We start from the raw sequence: 17,368 nt of genomic DNA, 5'->3' as shown, positions 1-17,368 counted from the left end.
CGGCACCAGCAACGCTGACTGAAGGGATACGCCTTGGCGGAACCACTTGACCGGTACGACGCCGAGCTCACCACGCCCGACATGGTGATCTTGGAGCTGGAGGCTAAGGACAAGGCCGACGCCGCCACCCAGCTTGCCAAGCGGCTGCACGCCGCCGGGCGGATTTCGGACCTGGACGGGTTCCTCAAGCATGTGAACGCCCGGGAACACCAGCTCGCTACGGGACTGCCGGGCGGCATCGGCCTGCCGCACGCCCGCAGCGAGTTTGTCTCCCGCACCTCCATCGCCGTCGGGATTACCAAGTACGGGCATGCCCTCGATTTCGGTGCCGCCGATGGTCCGGCCACGGTGATCCTGCTGATTGCCACCCCGGCGAGCTCCTTCTCAGACCACCTTGAGGTCCTCGCCACGCTGGCCCGGTCCTTGTCCAAGGAGTCCTTCCGCGAGTCGCTGCGCCGGGCCTACGATCCCGATATGATCGCCGAGCTCATCAACTCCAGCCTGGTGTTCTTCGATCACTGACCGGACCGCAGCCGTGGTCCCGCAGAGGCAGGGCCTGGCCCTGGCCTCGCGTTTAGTTGTTCTACAGCGCTACGAAGTACGGTTAAGACGTGTGGAAAACTGCCCTTAAGCCCCGATGGATCGCCGGTTTTGTCTTCGCGATCGCTGTTTCCGGGGTCTTCGTGCTGCTGAGTCAGTGGCAGTTCGGGCGCTCCACCCAGCCGGAGGTGCCCACGAATCCTGCCACCGAGCAGGTCCAGCCGTTGACCGAGACCCTCCAGCCGGGCGAGTTCTTCCACGGTACGGACGCGGACCAGATGGTCTCGGCCCAGGGATCCTACGACCCCTCAAAACAGCTCCTGGTCCCGGGGCGGCTGCATGACGGCAACACAGGCTACTGGGTGGTGTCCGCTTTCGCCGTCAACGGCGCCCCCGCCCTGACCGGCGCAGCAGCATCGCCGCAGACCTGGATCCCGGTGGCCCGCGGCTGGGTGGCGGAACCCGGCGATGCCCCCGCACCGCCGTCGGGAACCCTCGAACTGACCGGACGGCTGCTGCCGTCCGAGGCGCCCGTGCCGGGGACCGCACCCAAGCCGGGTGAGGCGACCGCCGTGTCCGTGGCCGAGCTGATCAACTACTGGGAGGTCAGCAGCTACCCCGGGTTCGTGGCTGCCACCGCCGAAGTGGCCGACGGCGTGGACGTCAGCGCCGCGGCGGTGCCGGGCGACCTCCTTGCCCTGGACATCGGCCCCCAGCCGCCGGCCCAGCAGATCAACTGGCTCAACCTCTTCTACTCCCTCGAGTGGGTGGTCTTCGCCGGCTTTGCCCTCTTCATCTGGTGGCGGCTCGTCAAGGACGACTACCACCGCGACCTTGAGGAAAGCCTTGAGGACAGCGATGAAGACAACCAGCACCCAGAACACAACCAGCAAAAGGTACAGCCATGATTGACCCTAAACCGGCAAACCCCGCCGCGGCCGCAGGCACCAACGCAGCCGCCAACACAGCCGCCAACACAGGCACTAACGCAGGCAGCAAGAAGCGCCGTTTCGGCGGAACCGAATCCCAGATCCGCTCGGCCCTGAAGTTCTACAAGGTCCTGGCCTACCTCACCGGCGGGATGCTGCTGCTGCTGTGCGCCGAGCTGGTTGCCCGCTACGGGTTCGGGCAGTACCTCTTTGCCGGCGGAACCAATGCGGTCACGGGCCAGCCCTTCGGGTTCGGCTTCGCGGATGCCGAACCTCCCGGAGTCCTCGGCGGTGTCAACCTCTCCGTGACAGTGCTGATTGTTCATGGCTGGATGTACGTGGTGTACCTGATGTCCAACTTCCGGCTGTGGGCACTCATGCGCTGGCCCTTCCTCAAGCTGATCCTTCTGGCCCTCGGCGGCGTGGTCCCTTTCCTTTCCTTCATCGTGGAGAAGAAGTTCCACGCCGAAGTAGAGGCCGAGCTCGCAGCACACCCGCAGGCGCCCCAGCGCTACTGACCAGCAGCGCGCGGCAGGGCCTGCGGCGGAAGTTCGCTCCGTCACAGCCCTGCTTCTCAAGGTGCGCCGGTGCAAGGGCGCCCAGTAGGCTAGTACGGTGACTACTCCCACTGCATCCCAGACTTCCCAGAAGCCGGTGCTGGTTGTTGACTACGGTGCCCAGTACGCGCAGCTTATTGCCCGCCGCGTCCGGGAAGCGAATGTGTATTCGGAAGTGGTTCCGCATACCTACACAACCGAGCAGCTCCTGGCTAAGGACCCCGCCGCCATCATCCTTTCGGGCGGCCCCTCGAGTGTCTACGCTGACGGCGCCCCCAGCGTCGGTGCGGACCTCTTCGAAGCCGGCGTTCCCGTCTTCGGCATCTGCTACGGCTTCCAGGCGATGGCCAACGCCCTCGGCGGCAAGGTGGACAAGACCGGGCTGCGGGAGTATGGCTCGACTGCCACCACCATCATTGGCGAGGGCCGGTCGGTGCTCGAAGGCATGCCCCAGCACCAGAACACCTGGATGAGCCACGGCGACTCCGTCCACGAGGCCCCGGAGGGCTTCGAAGTCCTTGCGACGACGGCGGGCGCTGAGGTGGCTGCCTTCGCCAACGAGGAAAAAGGCCTCTTTGGCGTGCAGTGGCACCCGGAAGTGAAGCACTCCGCCTATGGCCAGCAGGTCCTGGAGAACTTCCTGTTCAAGGGCGCCAAAATCGAACCCAACTGGACCACGGGCAACATCCTCGAAGAGCAGGTGGAACGGATCCGGAAGCAGGTCGGTGACGCCCGCGTCATCTGCGGCCTTTCCGGCGGCGTGGACTCCGCCGTAGCGGCAGCGCTCGTCCAGCGCGCCGTCGGGGACCAGCTGACCTGTGTGTTCGTGGACCACGGCCTGCTGCGCGAGGGCGAAGCCGAGCAGGTTGAACGCGACTTCGTCGCAGCCACCGGCGTGAAGCTGTATGTCGCCAACGAACAGGAACGCTTCCTGTCCGCCCTGGCCGGGGTCAGCGATCCCGAAACCAAGCGCAAGATCATCGGCCGAGAGTTCATCCGCGCCTTCGAGGAAGCAGAACTGGCCATCATCGCCGAGGCTGCCGCCCACGGCGAGAAAATCAAGTTCCTGGTCCAGGGCACCCTCTACCCGGACGTCGTCGAATCCGGCGGCGGCGAGGGTGCAGCGAACATCAAGAGCCACCACAACGTGGGCGGCCTCCCCGAGGATCTGCAGTTCGAACTCGTCGAACCCCTGCGCGCACTCTTCAAGGATGAGGTCCGCGCTGTCGGAGCCCAGCTTGGCCTGCCGCAGGAAATCGTAGGCCGCCAGCCCTTCCCCGGGCCCGGCCTCGGCATCCGCATCGTCGGCGAGGTCACCAGGGAGCGGCTGGACCTGCTCCGTAAGGCCGACGCCATTGCCCGCGCCGAGCTCACCGCAGCCGGCCTGGACAACGAAGTCTGGCAGATGCCCGTGGTCCTGCTGGCGGATGTCCGCAGCGTGGGCGTCATGGGTGACGGCCGCACCTACGGCCACCCGATTGTGCTCCGTCCGGTCTCCTCCGAGGACGCCATGACCGCGGACTGGTCACGGCTCCCGTACGAGCTCCTCGCCAGGATCTCGAACCGGATCACCAACGAGGTGGAGGGCGTGAACCGCGTGGTGCTGGACGTCACCAGCAAGCCGCCGGGAACCATCGAGTGGGAATAGCATCCTGAGTGGCCGGCTTCCGTCAAGGGGGCCGGCCACTGGTGTTCCCGGGGCAAAAACCTCCGCAATTTAGGCCCATCACGTGTTGCGGTCTCTCAGTCCTGCCGTCTTAGCGGCTACGCTCGAACCTATGCCGGTATGGTCCAGGACGTCACGTGCAAACGCAGAAAAGAAGGCAGAAGTGTCAGTTGGTCAAGGCCACCCGGAGGGCTCCGAGGAGCTCCGCAAATGGCTGTCCGGGCTCAAACCCGTTACCGGGGCAGACACAATGCTGCGCTTCACCAAGACGCCTGAAGGTTCCATCGACCTGACGCACGCGCACCCTTCCGGCCTGGCCCAGCTGATGGCCGGCCGCAAGACGCGCCTCTCCACCCTGATCCGGGACCGGCAACAGTACGTCGTCGCAGCCAGGGCCTCGCGGAACATCCGTTCCAAGATCTTCGAGCTGGCAAACGACCGCGGCATTGACGCCGGCTATCTCTCTGCCGGCACGGTCGTGTGGACATCGGCCGTGGGCGGCAAGCCGCAGCGCATCTCGGCCCCGGTCATGCTCACCGCCATCTCACTGACGGTCCGGCCCGGCGAGGACGACTACGAACTCCAACTGACGGAGCAGGCGCACATCAACCCGGCGCTGGTACGGCATCTGAAGAACATCCACGGGATTGTCTTCGATGTCAACGCCGTCACCCGGCTCGCCTACAGCACCGCCCGTTTCGATCCGCAGCCCGTCCTGGACCGGCTGGGCACCCTCATCAGGCCCATCCATGGCGCCGAGGCACAGCACAACCTGCTGGTCTCCACCTTCGCAGACCTCTCCGGCAACCTGGACGACCCCTGGATCAACGACTCCAACCCGATCATTTCCGCCCTGGCCACAGCAGGCGGTGGGGAAATGGTGGACGTGGAGCAGCCCAACCCTTCCCGCTTCCCTTCCCTGGACGCCAGGCATCCCAAGGACGAACTGCTCCTCCTGGACGCGGACACCGACCAGCAGTACGTCATTGATGCCGCCCGCGCCGGCGACTCCCTGGTAGTCAGCAGCCCGCCGGGTACCGGGCAGACGCAGACGGCCATCAACACCATCGGGGCACTGGTGGATGCCGGAAAGACCGTCCTGGTGGTGGGGGACCGCCGCGCAAGCCTGAACGAAGTCTCAGGCCAGCTGGAAGGCCTGGGCCTGGAATCCATCCTGTTCCAGCTGTCCGGAAACGTCACCGCCCAGCAGCTGAAGGCCCAGCTGGTCCGTGCGATTGTCCGCAACGAAAAGTCGCTCGAACCCCAGCTCGGAAACCTCCACAACACGCTGACCGAGCACCGCCACGCCCTGATGGACCATGTGGCCTCCCTGCATAACGTCCGCCAGCGGTGGGGGTGCTCGCCGTACCAGGCAATGCAGTCCCTGGCCGAACTGACCTCCATCCATCCCGCGCCGGCCACCACGGTGCGGCTGAAGCGGAGCGTCCTGGACAGCATCCGGGACCGTGACGAGCTCGCAGGCAGGCTCCGCCGCGCAGCGGAACTGGGCAGCTTCAGCAAGGCGTCCACCACCAGCCCCTGGCACGGCGCCCGGCTGCTTACGCGGAAGGAAACTGAGGAAGCCCAGGAGCTGGTCCGGTCCGTGGAAAAGAGCCTCCCTGCCCTTCGCGACCGCATGAAGGCGGTTGCCGAGCATGCGGAGATCCGGCTTGGTGCCTCCTTCGCCGAGTGGGGCGAGCAGTTGGAGCTCCTGGTGGCGGTCCGCGGAAGCCTGGACAAGTTCACCCCGGACATCTTCGACCGTCCGGTCACAGACCTCATTTCCGCAACGGCCCCCTCGTCCTGGCGCAAGGAACGCGGCATCGACATGACGTCCATGCAGCGCTCAAGGCTGCGCAGGGTGGCGAAGGAGTACGTCAGGCCGGGGGTCCACATCGCCGACCTCCACACGTCGCTGCTGCTGGTCCAGGAGCAGCGTGCGCTGTGGGCCGGCTACGCCACCACGCAACGGCATCCGGCCGTTCCATCGGGGCTGGCCGAAATGAACGCCATGTACAGGTCGCTGGACAGCGACCTTGCCCGCCTTGGCGACGCCCTCCGGCACACGGAGGCCGGCGGCTCGCTGACTACCGTGCGCTACGAGGAGCTCATGGAGCGGCTGGAACGGCTGGTGGCGGACACCGACACCCTGAAGACGCTGCCGGAACGCACCCTGCTGGTGGAGAACATGCGTGAGCACGGCCTGGGCGAGCTCCTGGCCGACCTCGCGGAGCGGGAAGTTCCGGCCGGCTCGGTTGCTGCCGAGCTTGAACTTGCCTGGTGGCAGTCCGCGCTGGAGGCAATGATCAGCGGCGACGACTACCTGGCAATGTCCGACGGCGACGCCCTCCGCAGGCTGGAGGCCGAGTACCGCCTGGCGGACAACGCGCACATCGCCAGCGGCGCCGCCCGTCTCCGCTGGGACCTCGCAGAGCGCTGGCGCAGCGCACTCGCCGCGCATCCCCGGCAGGCGGAGCTCCTCCGGAGCCTGCTCAAGGACGGACGCGTATCCCTGCCGTCGCTGACGGCCCAGGCGCCCGAATTGATCGGCACGCTGGTCCCGGTCTGGTCCGTGAGCCCGTACCTGATGACCGGCCTGCTGCCGGCGGAACAGCACTTCGACGCTGTGGTAATCCTGGACGCAGAGGCGACCTCACTCCAGGCTGTGCTGCCGTCCATCGCGCGCGCCAGGCAGGTCATCGCGTTCGGCGACGCCCGGATCGCCAGCCCCCGGACCTTCACGGTTGGCGTGGAACGGCTTGCCCCCGGCGAGTCGGCGCACCACCGCGTGGACAGTGCATTCACGGCACTGTCGCAGGTCCTTCCCGTGTGGCGGCTCAACTTTGTCTACCGCGCGGTGGACGAGGACCTTGTGCTGCAGCTCAGCAAGAACTTTTACGACGGCGGCCTGCGGCGGCTGCCGGAAGGCCAGTCCGCCACCGGGCTGGATCGGTCCCTCCTGGTTGAATACCTTCCGGACGGCACCGGGCTGCCAAGCGCCGACCACGAGGGCGTCGAATCAGTGGTGGCGGAAGTCAACCGCGTTGTCCAGCTGGTCTTCGAGCACGCACGCCTCCGCCCGCGCACCTCGCTGGCCGTGGTCACGGCCAGCCTCCGGCACGCGGCCCGGATCGGGGAATCCATCCGGCTTCAGCTGCCCAACTACCCCGGGCTGGCGGGTTTCTTCGGGGCCGGCCCCGAGTCCTTCCGGGTGGTCGACCTGGAACGGGCGCAGGGACTGGTGCGCGACCACGTCATCTTCTCGCCCGGTTTCGGCCGCACCCCGCACGGACGCGCCCTGCACAACTTCGGGCCGCTTTCCGCCGAGGGCGGCAGGGAGAAATTCGCCCTGGCCATGACGCGGGCACGCCGTTCCATGCACGTCCTCACCTGTTTCCGGCCGGAGGACCTGGACCACACCAGGCTGAGCCACGGCGCCGTGGACCTGTACGCGCTGCTGGACCGCGAAATTGCTGGAAATACTGATCTCGGGACACCAGCTTCGCGGGCCGCGGCAAGCGAGCAGGCGCTGGGGGCCGATCCCTTGGTGGCTGACCTCGGCGACCGCCTGCGTGCCCGCGGCGCGCGGGTGTGGCACCAGTACGACGGAGCCATCGACGTCGTTGCCGCCGCTGATCCCCTCAGTACCATGGGGCAGGACCACGGGGACCTGCCGTGGCCTGTTGCCATCGAATCGGACGGCACGGAGCAGTACCGCACCATGAGCGTGCGGGAACGGAGCCGGTTGCGTCCCCAGCTGCTGGAGCGCCTGGGATGGCGCTACATGCCCCTGTGGACCATCGAAGTGTTTACCGACCCCTCTGCCTGCGCTGACAGGATCGCCGGATACCTGGGACTGGAGAAGATGGCCCTTTCCGGACGGACGGCCACTTCCGTCGCCTTCCTGGACGACGATGTGGACCAGGCGCTCAACGGAATCGACGCCGAGAGCCAGGGCGTGCGGGAGCGGCTGGCCGCGGCTGGCACTGACCAGGGTGGCTTCGTGCCGGCCCCTGAAAGCCTGCTTTCAGCGCCCACCGACGACCACCTGCCGGCCGGGGGCCAGGACATCAAGGAGGAGGGCAGCATGGCCCAGGAAAACGAAAACGACAACGCTCCGGACGCCGGGCAGCCCGCTGACACGGCAGGCGGTCCCAACCAGGACGGCCAACCCGGCACTGACTCCGGTACGTCCGCCCTGCCTGCGGAGCCCGCCGTGCCCAACAAAGCGGCCGAGGACGATCCCCGGGCCTGGGGCGACCGGGAAGACGACGACCACGACGCCTGGCTGAAGGAACAGAAGCCGCCGCACTGGGGCTGAGCGGCTTACGGCCCCACCAGGACGAAGAACAGCTTGCCTTGGGTGGAGGCGCCGGCGAGCCGGGCTGCCTGCTCTGCCGTGGCAGCCACCACTATCAGGCCTTCTGTTTCGGCAGTGCCCAGCCACTGTCCGGTCTGGCCGCCCTGGCCTGAGGTCCACAGCACGGGAACGCCGGAGGCCAGAATCTCTGGTGGTTCCTGCTGGTCGAAGCCGTTGGCTGAGGTGAGCACCACGTTCACCAGCTGCCCCGGGGAGACAAGCTGGATGGATGACGGGTCTGCCATGCGCAGGGGGACGGCTGCTGATCCCGGGGAGGTGCCCGTGAGGAGGCCCGGACCAAGAAGCTGGGCATCCGTGAGCAGCTGCCCCTTGCGCAGGGGCGCAGCGAGCTGCTTGCCTGCAGCCTCGCCCGGTTCCCTGAGGAATCCGCTGGCCAGCATGCCGGGCGGAACCTGTGCGGCGGCTAGGTCAGCCTCCGAGAGTGCGGCGCCGGCGGGGATGTCCCTTGCGGCGGCCAGCGCAGTCACCGTGTACACCGGGGCGGGGGTGAGCTGGTGCACCGTGATGGCGGCTGCGGCGCAGAGGAGCAGCGCGACAGCGAGTCGCCGGTTCCGGCTCAACCAGCCCGCGAAGCGTGCAGGAGGACGCCTGCGTGCATTCCGTTCCGGTCCGCGGAGGTTGCCGGCGCGGCGTCGCACCGGCTTCCGGAGGAGTCCGGTACGCGGCGCGCTTGGTGTTCTTGGGCTGGACTGGCGGGATGCAGGCATGTGCCTACGCTAAGGTCGCCGCAAAGTGTTGCGTCAGTAACCTTCGCGGGTATGTGGAAAACCTTGCGCGGCCGCCAAAGGGAGCCTTAGTTGAAGATCTTGGATCAGCTGGCAGCAGCGGCGGATGCCGAGGCGGCCGGTGCGGCCGCCGGTGCCGGCGTTGCTGCGGGAGCGGCCGAAACCGTGCTGCCCTTGGAGTCCCGGGAGTCCGTGCGGTAGAAGCCGGAACCCTTGAAGACAACGCCCACGCTGTTGAACTTCTTGCGCAGGGCGCCCTGGCATTCGGGGCAGGACGTCAAAGAGCTGTCCGAGAACGACTGGACGATGTCAAAGGCATGGCCGCAATCCTTGCAGGCGTACGCATACGTTGGCACTGGTGCTCCTCCTCTTGGGCAAACGAGAGGTCCCGGACTGCTGCTTGGTGATCCAGCTGGATGTCCATTAGCAGTCGCAGGGCCTGAGTGCCAATTCTATCATTCTCCTGCGCCCGGTTTTCCGGTCAGGCAGCGTTTGCCAGGCCCCGGAAACCGGAGGGAAGCACGACGCCCGGGACGGGGCGGTCGAATTCCTCCACCGGAACGGCGCCGGCGGGCAGCAGTTCCCCGTCATAAAGAACCGCGGCAAGGGGAATGTCCTTCCCGGCGGACGCAAGATGGCCCAGGAACTTGTCGTAGTAGCCGCCGCCCTGGCCAACCCTGCTGCCTGCGAGGTCCACCGCCGTGGCAGGGATGAACAGCGCAGCTGCTTCACCGGCAACCTCAATTTCCTGGCGGGTCCCTACCGGTTCCAGGATGGGCGCGAACCTGCTGCGTGCGAGCTCGATACCCGGCGTCCAGAAAACCCATCCCAGCTCACGCCCTGGTTCGCAAACGGGGAGAAGGATCCTGTGGCCGCCGTCGTGAAGGGCTGCGATCAGTGGCAGCGTGGGCGGTTCCACTCCGACGCCCAGGTACACGCACACCGTGGCCGCATCAGCGGGGATCACCGAAGCCGCCCACGCGGCGCCGTGCTTTGCAAGGGCGGTGCCGGCGTCCTCCCGTTCCCGGGATGTCATCGCAGCCCGCCGGCGGCGGTGGGCCGCGCGGATCTGGTCTTTGGCTGCTTTCGTTTCCTCAAGCGTCACGTGCTTCCTCCATAACTGCCGTATGTCCGGCCGGTTGTTCGTGCAGTCCATCCGTCAGGCGTCCGCGGGTGTCGCGGGCCCGGTTGTTACTGAATGCTTGACGCTGACGTTAGATTAGTCCGGTGACTACCAGTAACCCGAGAGTTCGCAAAGCCGTCATTCCTGCCGCCGGACTCGGTACCAGGTTCCTGCCGGCAACAAAGGCGATGCCCAAGGAAATGCTCCCCGTCGTGGACAAGCCTGCCATCCAGTACGTGGTTGAAGAAGCCGTAAACGTTGGCCTCCACGACCTCCTCATGATTACCGGGCGCAACAAGCGGGCACTGGAAGACCACTTTGACCGGGTGCCGTCACTCGAATCCACCCTTGAGGGCAAGGGGGACACCGAAAAACTCGCGTCCGTCCAGGCCGCCAGCAAGCTGGGCGATATCCACTACGTCCGGCAGGGCGATCCGCACGGACTGGGCCACGCCGTGCTCCGCGCGAAGCAGCACGTTGGCCATGAAGCCTTTGCCGTTCTGCTGGGCGATGACCTCATCGATGCCCGCGACGAGCTGCTGGGCACCATGATCGACGTCCAGGCCGAAACGGGAGGGTCGGTTATTGCGCTCATCGAGGTGGAACCGTCCGAGATCAGTTCCTACGGCTGTGCTGATGTCCAGCCGATCGAAGGCGAGTCCTACGTGCGCGTTAACCGGCTGGTGGAGAAGCCTGAGGTTGACGAGGCGCCCTCCAACCTCGCGCTGATTGGCCGCTATGTCCTCCACCCTGCCGTCTTCGAAGTCCTCGAACGCACCGCCCCAGGGCGCGGCGATGAAATCCAGTTGACGGATGCGCTGCAGGAGCTGGCAACCGGCGAAGGCGAGGGATATGGGGTCTACGGCGTTGTGTTCCGCGGGCGCCGCTATGACACCGGGGACAAACTCAGCTACCTCAAGGCCTGCGTCCAGCTGGCCATCGACAGCGAGGACCTTGGGCCGGGCCTGCGGGAGTGGCTGCCGGGCTTCACCGCCGGCCTGTCCAAGTAGCGCCGTGCGCGCTGGTCCCATTTGGCCCGTAACGCTGGAATGCGGGGACTTGATCCTGCGGCCCATCCGGTACCGGGACAAGAAGGAGTGGACCGAGGTCAGGTCCCGCAACAGCCAATGGCTTGCGCCCTGGGAAGCTTCCAACCCGGATCCTGCGGGCGGCCTCCCGGACTACCGGCAGATGGTCCGCTCATTGAAGTCGCAGGCAGCGCAGGCAACGGCATTGCCGTTTGTCATCACCGAGCGCATTCCCACCGCCGGAAGTCCTGCCATCATTGGCCAGTTGACTGTTTCGTCGATCGTATGGGGATCAGCGATGATGGCCACCCTGGGCTACTGGGTGGACAAGGACCGTGCAGGCCGTGGAATCGCACCCACCGCCGTCGCCATGGTGACGGACCATTGCTTCCGCACCCTTGGCCTGCACAGGATGGAAATTAACATCAGGCCGGAAAACGGACCGAGCCTGCGGGTGGTGGAAAAGCTGGGCTTCCGTGACGAGGGGTACCGGCCCCGCTACCTGCATATCAACGGCGAATGGGCTGACCACCGGTCGTTTGCGCTGACCGCAGAGGAAGTCCCGAACGGGCTGCTCAGGCCCTGGCTCGCCTCGCGGGCGTCATAAATCCATTGATTTGCCGGCTGCGCCACGACACACCGCAGCTAATGCTGCCGCAGCGGACAGGATGCTCATACGGTTTTGAGTGTGGACTTCCCCCTTAGCAGCTCAGTGATCCTTGTGGTTGCCGTCGTGCTCTGGATTGTGTGGGTTGCGCCCTACGTCCTCCGGAACCGCAGGCACCAGTTCCAGCCCGCCGGTGAGTTTACGGCGGACTCCGCAGCAGATGAAACACTGGAACCGCCAGCCGCTTTGGTATTGAACGTCGCCGCCCAGCAGGAGAAAGCCATGGACACCAGGAAGAGTGCCGGACCCGCGACCGCCACTGCAGGCTCCCCATCCGGAGGTACGTTCCGTATCCGCTACGGACGCACCGGCGTTGCCTTGGTGGGGCTGCTGTCGCTTCTTACCGCGTTCGTTTCCGGTGTGCTTTCGCTCTTTGGGCTGGGCACTCCTGTGCTTCCCCTGACCTGCCTGGCGCTCACCGCCGGGTCCGTCGTCCTCCTGCGCTGGCTGGCCGTCCGTGACAGGAGGGCAAAAGTCAACGCAGCTTTTCGGGCCGCCATGTCCGCTCCGGCCAGCAAGGGACGCCCGCAGTCCGAAGCCGTGGCCAGCGTCCCCCCAAAGCCGCAGGCAGCACCGGCAAAAAAGGACAACCCCCTTTTTGACGCCCAGGCACACGAGCCCCGGGTCAAGCCGCTGACTGCCATGGAACTGCGCGAGGCCGCACTGGCTGTCGCGGTTGCCGCAGGCGATTCAAGCGCGGCCAAGGCCAGTTCCACGGCCACCCGAACTGCTCCCACCACCTGGGAGCCGGTGGAGGTGCCCAAGCCTGTTTACGTTGAGGCAGCCAAGGCCGAGCGCCCGGCGCCTGAGCCGCTGGAGCTCCCGGAGGCCCCGAAGGCCGCGGGCAAGCCGTCCCTCAAGCAGGGCGTTGCCGCCGCGCCGCCTGCCGCCCCGGCATCCGCAGAAGGCCAGGAACTGTCCAAGGCGCAGAGCGCCCTCAGCAACCTCGACGACGTCCTGCAGCGCCGCCGCGCCTGACGGTTCGGTGCCCTGCATAAACATCCTCCGGAACACGGTGCGGGGCTCGGGGCTGCAGTTTGGCATTAAGCCGGGAATATTTGTAGCCTAGGGTCACCGGTGCCGCTCCTGCAGGAGCGGATCCATCCGGGGCTATAGCTCAGTTGGTAGAGCGCTTCGTTCGCATCGAAGAGGTCAGGAGTTCGAATCTCCTTAGCTCCACAATTCTTTTCAGCTCCGACCGCTGCGAGGCGGCGCACGCAGGTTACCCTCCTAGCTTCCGGAAACACCCTCCACGGGAACCTCTTCATCCGACTGAACCCGCTTCAGCTGTGCAAGGAGCCGGGCGGCCTCCGCCAGTGCGGACCGCAGCCGGGCATCGTCCGCCGACCTGGACGCAGCGGCCCACTCCATGGGCGCGGTGCCGGCTACGAACACCGTGATTCCCCGGGCCGCCGCAACCGTAAGCGCGGCAGCAAAGAGCTCCCACGCCTCGGCCCGCGGGCCTGCATCCGACGGTGACGGTGCCGGAACATCATCGATGACCCACAACCCTGGCCCCTCAGCCAGTGAGGAGTAATCCTCCTTGGACGCACCCGGTGCGCACAGTTCGTCGAAGCTGATCCACAGCAGTTCCTGCTCGCAGGCCTTGGCGGCAAAGACGCGGGACCCGGTGCCTGCCCTCCGGTGCTGACCGGGAGCCGGCGGGAAGAGGCCGTAGACAGCCAACTGCCGGCTGCTGCCAGGCACCAGGATGCGGCCCTCGAGGAGGACCGGCAGCTCCGGCTGGGCGGGCACGGCCTACAGCCAGCCCTTCTTCTTGAAGATTCCGTACATGAGGGCCGCCATCGCAATCATCAGGCCAATGGACAACGGGTAGCCCAGTTCCCAGTGGAGCTCGGGCATGTGGTCAAAGTTCATGCCGTATACGCCGGCTACGAAGGACGGCGCGAAGAAGATCGCGGCCCAGGAGGAGATTTTCTTCACCTGTTCGTTCTGTTCGGCGCTGGCCTCGTTTTGCCGGTTCGCCGTAAGGGTGCCGTCCAGGGTGAGGGCGTTCTGCAGCAGGTCCCGGAAGGAGTCTGCCCGGGAGATCACGCGCTCCACGTGGTCCTCCACGTCGCGGAGGCTGTGCCGCAGGTCCGTTTCCACGCCGTACTTCTCGAAACCCTGCTCCAGCTGGTGCATCATGTCCGGCAGGGGGTGGATTGCCCGTTGGAACTGGATGACCTCCCGGGCCAGCTCGTAGATCCGGCGGGACACCGTGGTGTCGCCGCTAAACAGCTGGTCCTCGATTTCGTCGATGTCGTTTTCGAGCCCGGCCACCACGGGTGCGTAGTCATCCACCACCCGGTCCAGCAGCGCGTACAAAACGGCTTCCGGCCCGTGGCGCAGAAGGTCGGGCCGGGCCTCCATGCGCCGCCGGACGCGGGCCACGCCGGCCATCTCGGCATGGCGAACGGTGACCACATAGTTCTTGCCGGTGAAGATGTGCAGTTCACCGAACTCTACCGTTTCGGTATCGTCGATGTACCGGGCAGGCCGCAGCACTGTGAACAGGCTGTCGTCGTAGCGTTCCAGTTTGGGGCGCTGGTGTGCCGAGATGGCGTCTTCCACTGCAAGGTCGTGGAGGCCGAATTCGCTTGCCACCGCAGCCATTTCCTCGGGCGTGGGCCGGTAAAGCCCGATCCAGGCCATCCCGCCGTGGTGGGCGAGCATGTCAAAGGTCTGCTCCAGGGTTTCGGGTTCCACGTGGCGGACGCCGTCCACGTAGACGGCGTTGTCGATGATGGTCATGGGCGCCGGGCTCCCGATGACGGGAATGCGGCCATCAGGACATTCCCCCAATAATTGCGCCGGAGACCGTCATCGCTACCAGGTCGTGGCCGGAATCGATAAGGGTGACGGCCGCGGGCCGTCCTGCAAAGCCATTGTGGATGACGTGGCCGCCTGCCCGGAAGACCAGTCCTGCTACCAGGGCGAAGAGGGCGCCGGCCACAGCGTTGTCCAGTCCGAGCCGGGCGATCAGGACAGCCAGCAGCACTGCCGTCAGCGCGGCAGCCAGCATCATCGGCACCCAGATCCCGGCGCCGCCGCTGATGTTTTTCAGGTCCTCCTCCGTCTTGCCGATCGCGGCCATCCAGCGGTTACCCAGTACTGCAGGCATGTACCAGAGGAAACCGATGACCATGCTTGCGGCGAAGGCCAGCAGCACGGCAAGCCAGTTGATCTGTGAGACGTATGAGAGCCAATCCATTCTGGAAATCCTAGCCGTCCGCCAAGGGCGTCAGGTGCCGGACGCCCTGGCGAGCCCGCTGATCAGGGGCTCGGTGCGGTAGGGGATGTGGGTGTGCAATGCCAGGACCGTTTCGGTCCGGATCACACCCTTGATCCTCAGGACCTGCCGAAGCGAGGCCTGGAGGTTGTGGGTGTCAGTGGCCACAACACGGCACCACACATCTCCACGGCCCGAGATCTCATGAACCTCCAGCACCTGGGGAATGAGCCGCAGTGCAGCGACCACGCCGTCCAGTTCCCTGTGGGATACCTCGATGGTCACGAAGGCCACCACGTCATAGCCCACCGCTTCCAGGTCCACCTCGCGGCCGCCGGGCCGGAGAACGCCTGCGCGGAGGAGGCGCCGGACCCGTGTCTGGGCCGTGTTCCGGGCAATGCCAAGCGATTCGCTCAGTTCGCCGATCTGGATCCTGGGGTCGCGGATCATGGCCAGGAGGATCTTGAGGTCGGTGGGGTCCAGCTGGTTCAAATAGTCACTTCCAATCACAAAAGAACGGCATTATTGATGATCCTGCCCAATTCTTCCATGAAAAGCCGCTCAAAAAAGCAGTCATAACGCACTCTTGAGGCATCGGATATCCACCCCGCGCCGGACTCCCACAAGGACCCCCGCCGTGGCATGAACCAGAGGCGGCACACGATGACGGTCTTCAGTGAACTCCGCATGCGCCCGGCCCCCGCTGCTGCGTCCGCCGGCTGGGATGCATCCACCACAACCCGGCTGGTTATGGCGGGAACGGTAATCTTCACCCTCCTGGTGGGCGCCAACCTGGCCACGCCGTTGTATCCCCTCCTGCAGGCCGAGCTGGGGCTGTCCACGCTGGGAATCACCGCCGCGTTCTCCAGTTACGTCCTGTCCCTGGTTGCCACGCTGATGCTGGCCGGGCACTGGTCTGACCATATCGGCCGGCGGGCTGCGCTGATCCTGGCCGTTCTTGCAGGACTGGCCGGCGGCTGGGTCTTCTCCGAGGCCCAGACGCTCGCGGCATTGTGTGCGGGCAGGGCCCTGCAGGGGGCTGCGGTTGCGCTGGCCACGGGAGCCAGTGCCGCCGCCCTGCGCGAACTCCTTCCGTCCCGTCCGGAATGGGCGTCCCGCTTCACGTTGCTGGCCTCATCCGGGGGAGTGGCGGCCGGGCCTGTCATTGGGGGACTGCTGTCCCTCCTCCCGGGCGCCACCACAGCCCCGTACTATGTCCATTCACTGGTGCTGGGCGGGCTCCTGGTGCCGTTGTTCCTGCTGCGTGCCCGGCCCGCGATCAACATCCCCGCGCCGTCCCGGCCCCTGAAGGCACTGGCGCCGCGCCGTCCATCCGTATCCCGGGAGGCGAGGGGAGCCTTCTGGCTTGCCGCCGGCGTCGGATTCCTTAGCTTCGCGGTCTTCGGCTTCTGCCTGTCGCTGGCCCCAGGCTACTTTGCGCAGGTCCTGCAGACCGGCTCCCGCCCCCTCATAGGTGTCCTGGCCGGCCTCGCCCTAGGGTCCTCGGCGCTGAGCCAGCTGGTGACCTTCCGTGGCCGCTACACGGTCCCGGCCGGCCTGGCGGTCCTGGGGGTGTCGGTCCTGCTCCTGGGGGCGGCGGGAACGTGGCACAGTCCCGCGCTGCTGGTGGCTGCAGCCGTCGCCGCCGGTGTGGGGCAGGGTACTGCGTTCCGCACCGTCTTCAACGACGTCGCCGCCAAAGTGGAGGCGTCCCGGCACGCGCAGATTGTCAGCACCGTCTACGTCATCACCTACCTTGGCAGCGCAGTGCCGGTCCTCGGCCTCGGCTGGGCAGCAGGCACCTTCGGCCTGCCTGCTGCCGTGGCTGGATTCGTGGCGCTGTGCGGCGGGGCGGCGCTGATCCTGTCGGCCGTGACGCTGCGGCTGGCGCTTGTCGGACCCGGGTAACCTGCCCGGACAGTTCAACCCGGGCAGTTCAACCCGGGCAGTTCAACCCAGACAGTTCAGCCCTGCAAGTTCCGGCCGTGCCGCTAGTCCGGCAGAGGGCCGTGGTTGCCCTGGATGTGTTCGAAGACCAGGGTGGTTTCGGTATGCCCCACAACAGGGTCCGTAGCCAGGTTGTCCAGCACCCAGTCCCGCAGGTCCTCGGTGGTTGCCACCGCGATGTGCAGCAGGTAGTCCACTGAGCCCGAGGTGTGGAAGGTGGACAGCACGGCAGGCAGATGCGGCACCCTGCCCGTGAAGCGGTCAATCTGGTCACGGTCGTGGGCACGGAGCCGGACGGCAACCAGCGCCTGCACGGACCGGCCGATCGAGGACAGATTGAGCTTCGCCTCGTACCCTTGGACAATTCCCCGCTCTGACAGGGCGCGCGTGCGCATCAGGGCGGTTGAAGGCGCGATTCCCACCAGTTCCGCGAGTTGCTTGTTGGAGATCCGGGCGTCAGCCACCAAAGCCGCCAGGAGCCGCTCGTCAATGGCGTCCAGCGGTTCCAGATGCGCTCCCGGCCTGGCGTTCCTGGCATTCGTGCTCACTGCAGCTCCTCGTGACGATCCTGCG

At 66.3% G+C, this 17,368-nt stretch carries 17 protein-coding genes and 1 tRNA gene; 10 read left to right on the top strand and 8 right to left on the bottom strand.

Translation table 11 applies throughout. The features are described from left to right. Window positions 1–33 precede the first annotated feature (33 nt). From ABRP28_RS08865 to ABRP28_RS08845, 5 genes are all read left to right on the top strand, one after another. Window positions 34–522 (top strand): PTS sugar transporter subunit IIA, encoded by a 489-nt coding sequence (locus ABRP28_RS08865; protein ID WP_066277659.1) that lies wholly within the window; start codon window positions 34–36, stop codon window positions 520–522. Between the two features lie 89 nt (window positions 523–611). Then, window positions 612–1,448: an SURF1 family protein gene (locus ABRP28_RS08860; RefSeq protein ID WP_350001956.1), complete on the top strand. Its 837-nt coding sequence runs from the start codon at window positions 612–614 to the stop codon at window positions 1,446–1,448. After that, entirely contained in the window at window positions 1,445–1,987 is a 543-nt protein-coding gene (locus tag ABRP28_RS08855; protein WP_350001955.1) for a DUF3817 domain-containing protein, read from the top strand. Before ABRP28_RS08860 ends, ABRP28_RS08855 begins: the two co-directional genes overlap by 4 nt. Before the next feature lie 97 nt (window positions 1,988–2,084). Then, a complete protein-coding gene (guaA, locus tag ABRP28_RS08850; protein WP_350001954.1) occupies window positions 2,085–3,674 on the top strand; it encodes a glutamine-hydrolyzing GMP synthase in 1,590 nt (529 codons plus the stop codon). 130 nt (window positions 3,675–3,804) lie between these two features. Then, complete coding sequence (locus tag ABRP28_RS08845) at window positions 3,805–8,013, top strand: DUF4011 domain-containing protein (RefSeq protein ID WP_350001951.1); 4,209 nt, start codon at window positions 3,805–3,807, stop codon at window positions 8,011–8,013. Window positions 8,014–8,018: 5 nt separating this feature from the next. On the opposite strand, the gene ABRP28_RS08840 is transcribed toward ABRP28_RS08845, so the two are convergent. The 3 genes from ABRP28_RS08840 to ABRP28_RS08830 all read right to left on the bottom strand — a co-directional run bounded on the left by ABRP28_RS08840 (window position 8,019) and on the right by ABRP28_RS08830 (window position 9,903). Next, entirely contained in the window at window positions 8,019–8,633 is a 615-nt protein-coding gene (locus ABRP28_RS08840) for a Flp pilus assembly protein CpaB (RefSeq protein WP_374152958.1), read from the bottom strand. A 251-nt stretch (window positions 8,634–8,884) separates the two neighbouring features. Further along, complete coding sequence (locus ABRP28_RS08835) at window positions 8,885–9,154, bottom strand: FmdB family zinc ribbon protein (RefSeq protein WP_231457014.1); 270 nt, start codon at window positions 9,152–9,154, stop codon at window positions 8,885–8,887. Window positions 9,155–9,279: 125 nt separating this feature from the next. Continuing rightward, a complete protein-coding gene (locus tag ABRP28_RS08830) occupies window positions 9,280–9,903 on the bottom strand; it encodes a 5-formyltetrahydrofolate cyclo-ligase (protein ID WP_350001947.1) in 624 nt (207 codons plus the stop codon). Between the two features lie 122 nt (window positions 9,904–10,025). Between ABRP28_RS08830 and galU the strand changes: the two genes are divergently transcribed. The 4 genes from galU to ABRP28_RS08810 all read left to right on the top strand — a co-directional run bounded on the left by galU (window position 10,026) and on the right by ABRP28_RS08810 (window position 12,795). Continuing rightward, complete coding sequence (galU, locus tag ABRP28_RS08825; protein WP_350001945.1) at window positions 10,026–10,931, top strand: UTP--glucose-1-phosphate uridylyltransferase GalU; 906 nt, start codon at window positions 10,026–10,028, stop codon at window positions 10,929–10,931. Between the two features lie 4 nt (window positions 10,932–10,935). Then, complete coding sequence (locus ABRP28_RS08820; protein ID WP_350001944.1) at window positions 10,936–11,556, top strand: GNAT family protein; 621 nt, start codon at window positions 10,936–10,938, stop codon at window positions 11,554–11,556. An 81-nt stretch (window positions 11,557–11,637) separates the two neighbouring features. Beyond that, window positions 11,638–12,594: a hypothetical protein gene (locus tag ABRP28_RS08815; protein ID WP_374152957.1), complete on the top strand. Its 957-nt coding sequence runs from the start codon at window positions 11,638–11,640 to the stop codon at window positions 12,592–12,594. A 128-nt stretch (window positions 12,595–12,722) separates the two neighbouring features. Further along, window positions 12,723–12,795 (top strand) — tRNA-Ala (locus tag ABRP28_RS08810). A 51-nt stretch (window positions 12,796–12,846) separates the two neighbouring features. Here ABRP28_RS08810 and ABRP28_RS08805 read toward each other — a convergent pair. The 4 genes from ABRP28_RS08805 to ABRP28_RS08790 are packed head-to-tail and all read right to left on the bottom strand — an operon-like array spanning window position 12,847 to window position 15,340. Beyond that, on the bottom strand, window positions 12,847–13,371 hold the full coding sequence (locus tag ABRP28_RS08805) for a hypothetical protein (protein WP_350001942.1): 525 nt from the start codon (window positions 13,369–13,371) through the stop codon (window positions 12,847–12,849). A gap of 3 nt (window positions 13,372–13,374) precedes the next feature. Then, window positions 13,375–14,370 carry a magnesium/cobalt transporter CorA gene (gene corA, locus ABRP28_RS08800; RefSeq protein WP_350001941.1) on the bottom strand — a complete coding sequence of 332 codons (996 nt, stop codon included), beginning with the start codon at window positions 14,368–14,370 and terminating at the stop codon, window positions 13,375–13,377. A 34-nt stretch (window positions 14,371–14,404) separates the two neighbouring features. Then, window positions 14,405–14,830, bottom strand: coding sequence for a DUF1761 domain-containing protein (locus tag ABRP28_RS08795; protein ID WP_350001939.1), 426 nt, complete (start codon window positions 14,828–14,830; stop codon window positions 14,405–14,407). 30 nt (window positions 14,831–14,860) lie between these two features. After that, window positions 14,861–15,340: an Lrp/AsnC family transcriptional regulator gene (locus ABRP28_RS08790; protein ID WP_350001937.1), complete on the bottom strand. Its 480-nt coding sequence runs from the start codon at window positions 15,338–15,340 to the stop codon at window positions 14,861–14,863. 171 nt (window positions 15,341–15,511) lie between these two features. Here ABRP28_RS08790 and ABRP28_RS08785 point away from each other — a divergent pair, with 171 nt between their 5' ends. After that, complete coding sequence (locus tag ABRP28_RS08785; RefSeq protein ID WP_350001936.1) at window positions 15,512–16,756, top strand: MFS transporter; 1,245 nt, start codon at window positions 15,512–15,514, stop codon at window positions 16,754–16,756. 83 nt (window positions 16,757–16,839) lie between these two features. Here the strand turns inward: ABRP28_RS08785 and ABRP28_RS08780 are convergent, their stop codons facing one another. Then, window positions 16,840–17,343, bottom strand: a complete 504-nt coding sequence (locus ABRP28_RS08780) for an Lrp/AsnC family transcriptional regulator (RefSeq protein ID WP_350001934.1) — start codon at window positions 17,341–17,343, stop codon at window positions 16,840–16,842. Between the last annotated feature and the right edge of the window lie 25 nt (window positions 17,344–17,368).

This window comes from Pseudarthrobacter sp. WHRI 8279 (assembly GCF_040224115.2).
In the GTDB taxonomy this organism is placed as follows: Bacteria; Actinomycetota; Actinomycetes; order Actinomycetales; family Micrococcaceae; genus Arthrobacter.
This window is presented reverse-complemented; position numbering and strand designations above follow the sequence as displayed.

What these genes read in the sequence shown, in the direction of transcription:
- ABRP28_RS08855 (WP_350001955.1), top strand. Translation starts at nt 1,445, where the DNA reads ATGATTGACCCTAAACCGGCAAACCCCGCCGCGGCCGCAGGCACCAAC.
- ABRP28_RS08845 (WP_350001951.1), top strand. Translation starts at nt 3,805, where the DNA reads ATGCCGGTATGGTCCAGGACGTCACGTGCAAACGCAGAAAAGAAGGCA.
- corA (WP_350001941.1), bottom strand. Translation starts at nt 14,370, where the DNA reads ATGACCATCATCGACAACGCCGTCTACGTGGACGGCGTCCGCCACGTG.
- ABRP28_RS08795 (WP_350001939.1), bottom strand. Translation starts at nt 14,830, where the DNA reads ATGGATTGGCTCTCATACGTCTCACAGATCAACTGGCTTGCCGTGCTG.
- ABRP28_RS08785 (WP_350001936.1), top strand. Translation starts at nt 15,512, where the DNA reads ATGACGGTCTTCAGTGAACTCCGCATGCGCCCGGCCCCCGCTGCTGCG.